The sequence below is a fragment of the Streptomyces sp. NPDC045899 genome (assembly GCF_056431485.1).
The window spans coordinates 1-2,568 of record NZ_JBWKKP010000075.1 but is presented as its reverse complement, the minus strand read 5'-3'; the positions used below and the strand labels follow the sequence as shown (position 1 = coordinate 2,568).

Sequence of the window (2,568 nt, the reverse complement as noted above, 5' to 3'; positions counted from 1 at the left end):
ACCGGCGAACAACCACCATCCCCCGACACCCGGCCCACCAACGCCGCCGCCTGCCCCCGCAACGCCTCCGCACCACGCGCGGAGAGCACCCACGGAATCACCCCACCGAGGCACTCGCCATCCTCCGTCGTGGCAGGCTCACCCACCGCTTCTACCTCGGGCGGCGCCTGCTCCACAATCACATGGGCGTTGGTACCGGAGATACCGAAGGAGGACACTCCCGCCCGACGCGGACGGTCGCCGTTCGGCCACGCGACCGCCTCGGTCAGCGGCCGCACTCCGCCGCCCTCCCACTCCACATGCGGGGTGAGCTCATCGATGTGCAAGGTCGCGGGCAGTACCTCGTGGCGGAGTGCCATCACCATCTTGATAACACCGGCCACACCCGCCGCACCCTGCGTATGACCGATGTTCGACTTCAACGACCCCAACCACAACGGCCGCTCCTCCGACCGATCCCGCCCATACGTGGCGATCAACGCATCAGCCTCGATCGGATCACCGAGTTTGGTACCGGTGCCGTGCGCCTCGACCGCGTCCACTTCCGAGGGGGACAGACGGGCGCTCGCCAGGGCCTGCCGGATGACACGCTGCTGGGACGGTCCGTTGGGGGCGCTGAACCCGTTGCTGGCGCCGTCCTGGTTGATGGCCGAGCCCCGCAGAACGGCCAGCACCTGGTGCCCGTTGCGCCGCGCGTCGGACAGCCGCTCCAGGAGCACCAGGCCGACGCCCTCGCCCCAGCCCGTACCGTCCGCGGTGGCCGCGAACGCCTTGCACCGTCCGTCCGGGGAGAGTCCGCGCTGCCGGGAGAAGCCGGTGAACACCTCGGGGGTGCTCATGACCGTCACCCCGCCGGCGAGTGCGAGGGTGCACTCACCCTGGCGCAGTGCCTGAGCGGCCAGATGCAATGCCACCAGTGACGACGAGCAGGCCGTCTCGACGGTGACGGCGGGCCCTTCCAGACCGAGGGTGTAGGACACCCGGCCGGACAGAAGGCTCGGGGCGTTGCCCGCGTAGCCCTCGCCGCCCTTCTGCGGGAGGTCACCCGCGGAGGTGCCCCCCGTGGTGGCCGTTCCGGCGTAGACACCGGTCGGGGATCCCTTGAGGGAGAGCGGGTCGATGCCCGCGCGCTCACACGCCTCCCACGCGGTCTCCAGCAGCAGTCGCTGCTGTGGGCTGGTGGCCAGTGCCTCGCGCGGGCTGATGCCGAAGAACAGGGGGTCGAACCGGTCGGCGCCGTCCAGGAATCCACCGCGGCGCACATAGGTGGTGCCGGGATGGTCGGGGTCCGGGTGGTAGAGGCCGTCCAGATCCCAGCCCCGGTCGGTCGGGAAGTCGGCGATGGCGTCCACGCCGTCGGTGACCAACCGCCACAGCGCCTCCGGAGTGTCCACTCCCCCCGGGAAGCGGCAGGCCATGCTCACGATGGCGACCGGCTCCTGGGCACGCTCCTCCACCTCGCGCAAACGCAGCCGCGTATCGTGCAGATCCGCGGAGACACGCTTGAGATATTCGACCAGCTTCTCTTCGTTCACGTTCACCATGAGGGGTTCACCCGGCCTTCAGCGTTCGTCGCGCCCGGCACATTCAGGACACGCCAAGTTCGTTGTCGATAAAGTCGAGAACCTGGGCCGCGGACGCGGACTCCAGCCTCTCGGCCGCGGTCTTGTCGTCCGCGGCTTCCACCGGCTTCCGTGTCGCCTTCCATTTCGCCAGCAGGCTCTCCAGGCGGGCCGTGACCGTCAGCGACGCGTCGTCCTCGACCTCGAGGCCGATCAAGGTGGCTTCCAGCCGGGCCAGTTCGTTGAGGACGGGATCGACGCGGTCCGGGCCCGCCGGGGCGCCGTCCTCGGGGGCGATGCGCTCCAGCAGGTAGTCGGCGAGTACGCCCGCTTCCGGATAGTCGAAGACGAGCGCGGCTGGCAGCCGCAGGCCGGTGGCGGCGGCGAGCCGGTTGCGCAGCTCGACAGCGGTCAGGGAATCGAAGCCGAGGTCCTTGAAATTGGCGTCCGCCTGCACGGCCTCGGTGTCGGCGTGTCCCAGGACCGCCGCCACTTGGCCACGGACCAGGTGGAGCACGGCCCGGTGGCGTTCGTCGGGCGACAGTCCCGCGAGCCGTGCGGACCAGTCGGCCGGGCGTACGTCGGCGGTGGCCGCCGTACGCCGCCCTGCCGCGCCCACGGTGCTCGTGGCGACGAGTGCGCGCAGCAGCACGGGCAGGGTGTCGACGGGCTGCGCGGCCAGGGTCCGTACGTTCATGTCCGCGGCGATCAGATGGTGGCCGCCGTGTTCCGCGGCGGCGTCGAGCAGACGCAGCGCGTGTTCGCTGGACATCGGCGTGGCACCCGAGCGGGACATCCGTGCGAGGTCGGCGTCGGTGAGGTCACCCGTCATATCGCTTGCTTCGGCCCAGAGTCCCCATGCCACCGACACCCCGGGCAGTCCGGCGGCCTGCCGGTGGGCGGCCAGGGCATCACAGAAGGCGTTGGCCGCCGCGTAGTTGGCCTGACCCGGGCTGCCCATCACCCCGGCCGCCGAGGAGAACATCACGAACATCCCCAGCCGCAG

General features: G+C 70.5%; 2 protein-coding genes. Both read right to left on the bottom strand.

Annotated features, from left to right (window positions below):
* A partial coding sequence (locus AC07FT_RS36390) for a type I polyketide synthase (protein ID WP_479180451.1) occupies positions 1-1,544 on the bottom strand: 1,544 nt, incomplete at its 3' end.
* A 43-nt stretch (positions 1,545-1,587) separates the two neighbouring features.
* Positions 1,588-2,568, bottom strand: a 981-nt coding sequence (locus AC07FT_RS36385) for an acyl carrier protein (protein ID WP_479180449.1), incomplete at its 5' end; no start/stop codon positions are given.